Origin of the sequence: Vibrio fujianensis, from assembly GCF_002749895.1 — a bacterium.
Classification (GTDB): Bacteria; Pseudomonadota; Gammaproteobacteria; order Enterobacterales; family Vibrionaceae; genus Vibrio; species Vibrio fujianensis.
In genome coordinates this window covers 735,133-742,314 of the sequence record NZ_NBUS01000054.1, presented here as the reverse complement: position 1 = coordinate 742,314, position 7,182 = coordinate 735,133, and the positions used below count along the sequence as shown (strand labels likewise).

Here is a 7,182-nt window from a genome sequence, read left to right as displayed (position 1 = left end):
CCATTAAAGAATCAACGCCAGTGGTTTCGATACAGGCTTGTGCATCAGCATGATTCCAAATTTCACCATTGGCTATCAGCGGAATAGTGGTTTTCTGGCGGATTTGTCCGATATAATCCCATTGAATTTCACTGGCTTTGTAACCACCCGCTTTGGTGCGTGCATGAATGGTTAATTCATCAGCGCCAGCTTGAGTAATCGCATCAACAATTTCAAAACAGTCATTCGGGTCTTCCCAGCCTAAACGAATTTTGGCACTGACAGCAAGGTGGCTAGGAACGGCTTCGCGACAGGCTTTTACCACTTGATAAATCAATTCTGGGTGCTCTAATAATGCCGCTCCCCCTTTACTTTTATTGACGGTTTTTGCTGGGCATCCGAAGTTCAGATCGATTCCACTGGCTCCAAGCTCTGCAGCCCGCAGCGCATTCTCTGCCATCCAAAGAGGCTCTTGTCCTAGCAATTGAACTTTAACGGGGGTGCCTGATGGGGTACATGAGGCATGTTTTAATTCTGGGCAGAGGCGATAGAATAGATGATCAGGTAAAATCTGGTTAATAACCCGAACGAATTCGGTCACACAAAAATCATAATCATTGATTTCGGTGAGCATCTGCCGCATCAAATGATCAAGAACGCCCTCCATTGGGCCAAGAATAACACGCATAATAAGAACTGTAATGATGAAACGAGGCGAGATTGTAGAGTGAGAAGCAAGCCGAGTCACCCTCTTTTATTGGCAGATCTTCAACGCTAATGATCCTAGGCTGCAACTTCATCGTCTTTACGTTTATACTGTTGGCATTATTATCGAAAAACAGAACATAGTATGATCTATCCCTTAGTCAATTTGTCATCATTAGCGGTGGATGAGTCTCCGCTTTTTATTGAAGGAATGGTGTTTGCTGCTAATTTAACCATTCAACCTCTTGATCCTAACTCATGGCTTAGCGAGCTATTCCCTGATCATGTTCATGAACTTGAGCCTGTCGTGACGCAGCAGATCCATGCCCAATACCAAAAATTGAAACGTAATGAGTATGCGCTGTTGTCATTACTGAAAACCCACGCACCAAGTAGGGAAGAAGGGTTAGCGGATTTTGCAGAAGGATTTATGACGCTATGGCCACGCATTGAAACACAATGGTTATCGACACCAGTATCTGATGGATCATATCGTATGCTTCAGGCGCTACTAACCACCTTGATGTTGGCGATTGATGAAGAGCAAACACATTTACAGATGCAAGCAGCAGGCTATGATGCCTTGCCGACGCTAGCTCATATGATTGAACAACTCGATCTCATGGTGCATGAAGTCGCTCTTGCAGCAGATGAACAGTTGGTGGGGGACAAATCACAACAGGTTAATCCTTATAAGTCGGTAGGGCGTAATGATCCTTGCCCTTGTGCCAGTGGTAAAAAGTTTAAACAGTGTTGTGGGCAATAGAACTTTATTAACTTGAGATTGACATATAAACCGTAAAAAACAGCCATAACCTTTGTCAATAAGGTTGTTAGGAGTCAAATGAGAATGAAAAAATGGGTTGCCCTGATTTTTTGTAGTTTTTCTGTGTTCGCTACGCCAAAAGAAACCTTAAGTGAACGATTAGCGTTAACCGATGGGTTTAGTGCTCAATTTTCTCAACAGGTAGTGAGTCCCGAAGGGGATACCGTGATGGATGGCAAAGGGGTTGTTGATATTGCCCGGCCAGGATTTTTTCGTTGGCAAACCACTGAGCCAGACGAAAATCTACTGGTTTCTGATGGACAATCACTCTGGTATTACAGTCCGTTTATTGAACAAGTGACCATTTATGACCAAAAACAAGCGACAGAGCAAACACCGTTTGTTCTTCTGACTCGCAATCAGGCTCGTGATTGGGATGCTTATCAGGTTGAACAAGTCGGGGATGTGTTTACGCTCATTCCGATTTCTTTTGAATCTAACCAAGGTCATTTTCAAATAAAGATTAATGATCAAGGTATTGTGCAAGGGTTCAATGTGATTGAGCAAGATGGGCAACAAAGCCGATTTACCTTTTATAATGTAAAGCTACAAACACCAGCAAGTAGTCAGTTTCAATTTACCATCCCTGATGGGGTTGAGGTTGATGACCAACGTTAATGTCATGAATAATGAGTAATCGTGAGTAACTACAGTTTAGATTTTTCAGGTGACGAAGATTTTCGTCCCCTTGCCGCACGTATGAGGCCTCAAACAGTCGAGCAATATATCGGCCAGCAGCATATTTTAGGGCCAGATAAGCCGCTCCGGCGCGCATTACAAGCCGGCCATATCCATTCCATGATCTTATGGGGGCCACCGGGAACGGGGAAAACAACACTAGCTGAAGTAGCAGCCAATTATGCCAATGCGGAAGTGGAGCGAGTTTCTGCCGTGACTTCAGGGGTGAAAGAGATTCGAGCGGCGATTGATAAAGCGCGAGAAAACCAGCGTGCCGGAAGACGAACGATTTTATTTGTCGACGAAGTCCATCGCTTTAACAAATCCCAGCAAGATGCCTTTTTACCCCATATTGAAGATGGAACCGTCACCTTTATTGGTGCGACCACAGAGAATCCGTCATTTGAACTTAATAACGCTCTGTTATCACGTGCCCGAGTCTATAAATTGATGTCGCTTAGCGAGCAAGAAATTCTTCAGGCACTTAATCAAGCGGTTCATGATGTCGAGCGAGGTTTAGGAAAAACGCCAGCATGTTTCCATGATCAAGTGCTAGAGCGGCTAGCAGAACTTGTCAATGGTGATGCTCGCATGTCATTGAATTACTTGGAACTCTTGTATGATATGGCAGAAGCTGATGCACAAGGCTGTAAGCAAATTACCTTAAATCTCTTGGCCGAAGTGGCGGGCGAAAAGGTGGCTCGTTTTGATAACCAAGGTGATCTTTGGTATGACTTAATCTCCGCTTTTCATAAATCAATACGCGGGTCTAACCCAGATGCTGCGCTATATTGGATGGCGCGAATGATTTCTGCAGGGTGCGACCCGTTATATATTGCTCGTCGATTATTAGCGATAGCCTCTGAAGATGTAGGGAATGCCGATCCACGCGCGATGCAAGTCGCGCTTTCTGCGTGGGATTGTTTTACCCGAGTTGGGCCAGCTGAAGGGGAGCGAGCTATCGCTCAAGCTGCGGTTTATCTTGCTTGTGCGCCGAAAAGTAATGCCGTGTATACGGCGTGGAAACACGCGCTGAGTGATGTGCACAACCTCCCTGAGTATGAGGTACCCGTTCATCTACGCAATGCTCCGACACGTTTGATGCAAGAGTTAGGTTATGGAGCGGAATATCGTTATGCTCACGATGAACTTGGAGCTTATGCGGCAGGAGAGCGTTACCTTCCGCCAGAAATGGTGGGTAAGCGCTATTATCAGCCGACTAATCGAGGCTTAGAAACTAAAATTTCTGAAAAACTCGAGTATCTGGCGGCGTTAGACGCAAAAAGCCCACAAAAGCGCTATGAAAAGTAGTGGCTTTTCGTTATCTTTGACAAAGTAAATTTCAATACGTCTGGCTTTGCTTAAAAAGCAAGCACATACGTTTCTTCATAACATTAAAAGCATAGGATTAGCAATGCTGGATTCTAAATTACTTCGCACTGAGCTGGATGAGACAGCTGCAAAATTAGCACGTCGTGGCTTTAAGCTTGACGTAGAAACTATCCGCACACTTGAAGAACAACGCAAGTCGATTCAAGTAGAAGTTGAAAATTTACAATCCACGCGTAATTCCATCTCCAAGCAAATTGGCCAACTGATGTCGAAAGGCGATAAAGAGGGCGCAGAAGCGATCAAAAAACAGATCGGGACGCTGGGTGATGATTTGGATGCTAAAAAGGTCGAATTAGATAAAGTTCAAGCACGGTTAGATGCGATAACTCAAAGTATCCCTAACCTTCCTGATGAATCGGTTCCTGAAGGAAAAGATGAAAACGATAACGTGGAAGTGTCACGTTGGGGGACGCCAAAAGAGTATGACTTTGCAGTCAAAGATCATGTTGATTTAGGCGAAATGGGTGATGGCTTAGATTTCGCGAGTGCGACAAAAATTACCGGTGCCCGATTTGTGGTGATGAAAGGTCAATTTGCCCGCCTACATCGTGCCATTGCTCAATTTATGCTCGACTTGCATACCGAGCAACATGGCTATACCGAGTTGTATGTTCCTTATCTCGTTAACGCGGATACCTTGTTTGGAACAGGGCAATTGCCAAAGTTTGGCCAAGATCTGTTTCATACTGAGCCATTGACAGAAAAAGTGAGTGACGAAGAGCCTCGCCGTTTGTCATTGATTCCAACCGCAGAAGTGCCGGTGACGAACTTGGTGCGTGATGTAATTCTTGATGAAGCGGAACTCCCGCTCAAGATGACTGCCCATACTCCTTGTTTCCGCTCTGAAGCTGGCTCTTATGGCCGTGATACGCGTGGTTTGATCCGTATGCACCAGTTTGACAAGGTGGAATTGGTGCAGATCACCAAACCAGAAGCGTCAATGGCGGCATTAGAAGAGTTAACGGGTCATGCTGAAAAAGTATTACAGTTGCTTGACCTACCTTACCGTAAAGTGGTGCTGTGTACGGGTGATATGGGCTTTGGTGCGCGTAAAACCTATGACCTAGAAGTGTGGGTTCCGGCGCAAAAAACCTATCGTGAAATTTCATCATGTTCCAATATGTGGGATTTCCAAGCTCGTCGTATGCAAGCTCGTTTCCGCCGTAAAGGGGAAAAGAAACCAGAATTGGTGCATACATTGAACGGTTCTGGTTTGGCGGTAGGCCGTACCATGGTGGCGATTTTAGAAAACTATCAACAAGCGGATGGCCGGATTGAGATTCCAGCGGTTCTACAGAAATATATGAATGGTCTGACTCATATCGGTTAATGAATCCGGATGGAACTGTAAAAAACCGACGTCTATTGGCGTCGGTTTTTTTATCATTTTTTGCAATAGGTTCATGATCAGAAACGTCAAGTGATTTGAAAGTTATGCTGGTCTTGTAAAGCAATCTCTACCGCGTGCAATAATGTATCTATTTGTTCAGCAGTACAGATATAAGGCGGCATTAAATAAATTAAATGACCAAAGGGTCGGATCCATACGCCTAAGCTTACAAAGAGGGCTTGAATGACTTCCATGTTGACAGGGTGGTGGGTTTCTATCACACCAATAGCGCCGAGCCAGCGAGTCTCTTTGACGATAGGATAAGCTTGGAAATTGGGTAATCGGGCCGCAAATTGAGTTTCTATTCGTGCCACTTGTGTTTGCCAGTCGCCTTGCTCGATAAGTGCTAGGCTTGCTGCAGCCACTGCGCATGCTAACGGATTACCCATAAAGGTTGGACCATGCATAAAACACTGAGCTTCACCACGACAAACTGTCTCGGCAACCTGTTTGCTGGTGAGGGTCGCCGCCAAAGTCATATAACCGCCAGTTAACGCTTTTCCTACACACATAATATCTGGCTCAATACCGGCATGTTGACAAGCAAATAGTTTACCTGTGCGTCCGAAACCCGTTGCAATTTCATCGAGGATCAACAAGATGCCATATTCATCGCACAGCGATCGAACTTGGCGTAGAAATTCGGGATGATACATTCGCATCCCTCCTGCCCCTTGTACAATGGGTTCTAAGATCACCGCAGCAATCTGCAGGTGATGCTCGGCGAGTTGAGTTCGGAAGTTGTCGATATCATGCTCTTGCCAGTGTTGCCAAAAACCGATTTGTGGTGAGTCGGCAAAAATATGTTCGGGAAGAAATCCTTTGTAGAGACGATGCATGGAATTGTCAGGATCGGTGACTGACATCGCGGCGAAGGTGTCACCATGATAACCATGACGTAAGGTGAGAAATTTTGCCCGGGGCTCTCCTTTCGCTTGCCAATATTGCAACGCCATTTTCAAGCTCACTTCAACCGCCACAGAACCGGAATCAGCAAGGAAAATGTGTTGTAAGTTTTTCGGCGTTAATGCTAATAAACGTTGGCAGACCTCAATCGCAGGTTGATGAGTAATTCCACCAAACATCACATGGGCCATTTTATCCAATTGCTGGTGAGCGGCTTGAGTGAGTTCGGGGTGGTTATATCCATGAATTGCAGCCCACCACGAAGACATACCATCAATCAGTGGCGTTTCATCGTCTAAATAGAGATAAACACCTTGGGCACGATTGACAGGATAACAGGGTAGAGGTGCCAATATCGAAGTATAAGGATGCCAGATATGCTGGCGATCAAACGCTAAATCCATAAAAATCCAAACCAGAAAAGATTAAATAATAAACAGATGTAAACCATTGCTTGTTGTTTTAATTGACAGTTTAGCGTGTCTCAGTAAACTAGCCAAGCATAACGCTAACGAAATAACATTACCTGTTAAGGATTACCTGTGGACGTTCGTCATAACTGGACAGTGGCTGAAGTGAAGGCACTACTTGAAAAACCGTTTATGGATCTGTTGTTTGAAGCACAGCAAGTTCATCGTCATTATCATCCGCATAACCATGTACAAGTCAGTACCTTGCTTTCAATCAAAACAGGAGCCTGCCCAGAAGATTGCAAGTATTGTCCGCAAAGTGCTCATTATCGAACCGATGTTGATAAAGAACGTTTGATGGAAGTTACACGCGTTTTAGAGGCCGCACAAAAAGCGAAGCAGTCAGGATCGACCCGCTTTTGTATGGGAGCGGCATGGAAGAATCCGAAAGCGCGTGATATGCCATTGTTAAAAGCGATGATCGCCGGTGTGAAAGAGATGGGATTAGAAACCTGTATGACGCTAGGTATGCTAACCCCTGAGCAAGCCAAAGAGCTAGCTAATGCGGGGTTAGATTATTATAACCATAACTTAGACACGTCACCTGAATTTTACAGTCACATTATTACAACGCGAACCTATCAAGACCGTTTGGATACCTTGTCACATGTGCGAGAGGCAGGGATGAAGATCTGTTCGGGTGGCATTATTGGTATGGGAGAAAGTTCTCATGATCGCGCTGGACTGTTGGTGGAGTTGGCCAATCTTCCTACTCAGCCGGAAAGTGTGCCGATTAATATGTTGGTGAAAGTGCCAGGTACGCCGCTGGAAACGGCGGAGGATGTGGAACCCTTTGACTTTGTTCGTTTGATTGCGGCAGCACGAATTATGATGCC

6 protein-coding genes and 1 pseudogene are annotated in these 7,182 nt (G+C 45.1%); 5 read left to right on the top strand and 2 right to left on the bottom strand.

Features of this window, described 5'->3' with window-relative positions; translation table 11 throughout:
- Positions 1-601 (bottom strand): annotated as a pseudogene (locus B7C60_RS19860) (tRNA-dihydrouridine synthase); the annotation flags it as partial.
- Between the two features lie 228 nt (positions 602-829).
- On the opposite strand from B7C60_RS19860, the gene B7C60_RS16525 reads away from it, so the two are divergent.
- The 4 genes from B7C60_RS16525 (at position 830) to serS (ending at position 4,910) form a co-directional block, all read left to right on the top strand.
- A complete protein-coding gene (locus tag B7C60_RS16525) occupies positions 830-1,450 on the top strand; it encodes a YecA family protein (protein ID WP_099612584.1) in 621 nt (206 codons plus the stop codon).
- A gap of 84 nt (positions 1,451-1,534) precedes the next feature.
- Positions 1,535-2,128, top strand: a complete 594-nt coding sequence (lolA, locus tag B7C60_RS16520) for an outer membrane lipoprotein periplasmic chaperone LolA (RefSeq protein WP_099612583.1) — start codon at positions 1,535-1,537, stop codon at positions 2,126-2,128.
- 21 nt (positions 2,129-2,149) lie between these two features.
- Positions 2,150-3,499, top strand: a complete 1,350-nt coding sequence (locus B7C60_RS16515; RefSeq protein WP_099612582.1) for a replication-associated recombination protein A — start codon at positions 2,150-2,152, stop codon at positions 3,497-3,499.
- A gap of 103 nt (positions 3,500-3,602) precedes the next feature.
- On the top strand, positions 3,603-4,910 hold the full coding sequence (gene serS, locus B7C60_RS16510) for a serine--tRNA ligase (protein WP_099612581.1): 1,308 nt from the start codon (positions 3,603-3,605) through the stop codon (positions 4,908-4,910).
- 86 nt (positions 4,911-4,996) lie between these two features.
- Here the strand turns inward: serS and bioA are convergent, their stop codons facing one another.
- Positions 4,997-6,280: an adenosylmethionine--8-amino-7-oxononanoate transaminase gene (bioA, locus tag B7C60_RS16505; RefSeq protein ID WP_172953257.1), complete on the bottom strand. Its 1,284-nt coding sequence runs from the start codon at positions 6,278-6,280 to the stop codon at positions 4,997-4,999.
- Positions 6,281-6,418: 138 nt separating this feature from the next.
- On the opposite strand from bioA, the gene bioB reads away from it, so the two are divergent.
- Positions 6,419-7,182, top strand: a 764-nt coding sequence (gene bioB / locus B7C60_RS16500; protein ID WP_245869682.1) for a biotin synthase BioB, incomplete at its 3' end; no start/stop codon positions are given.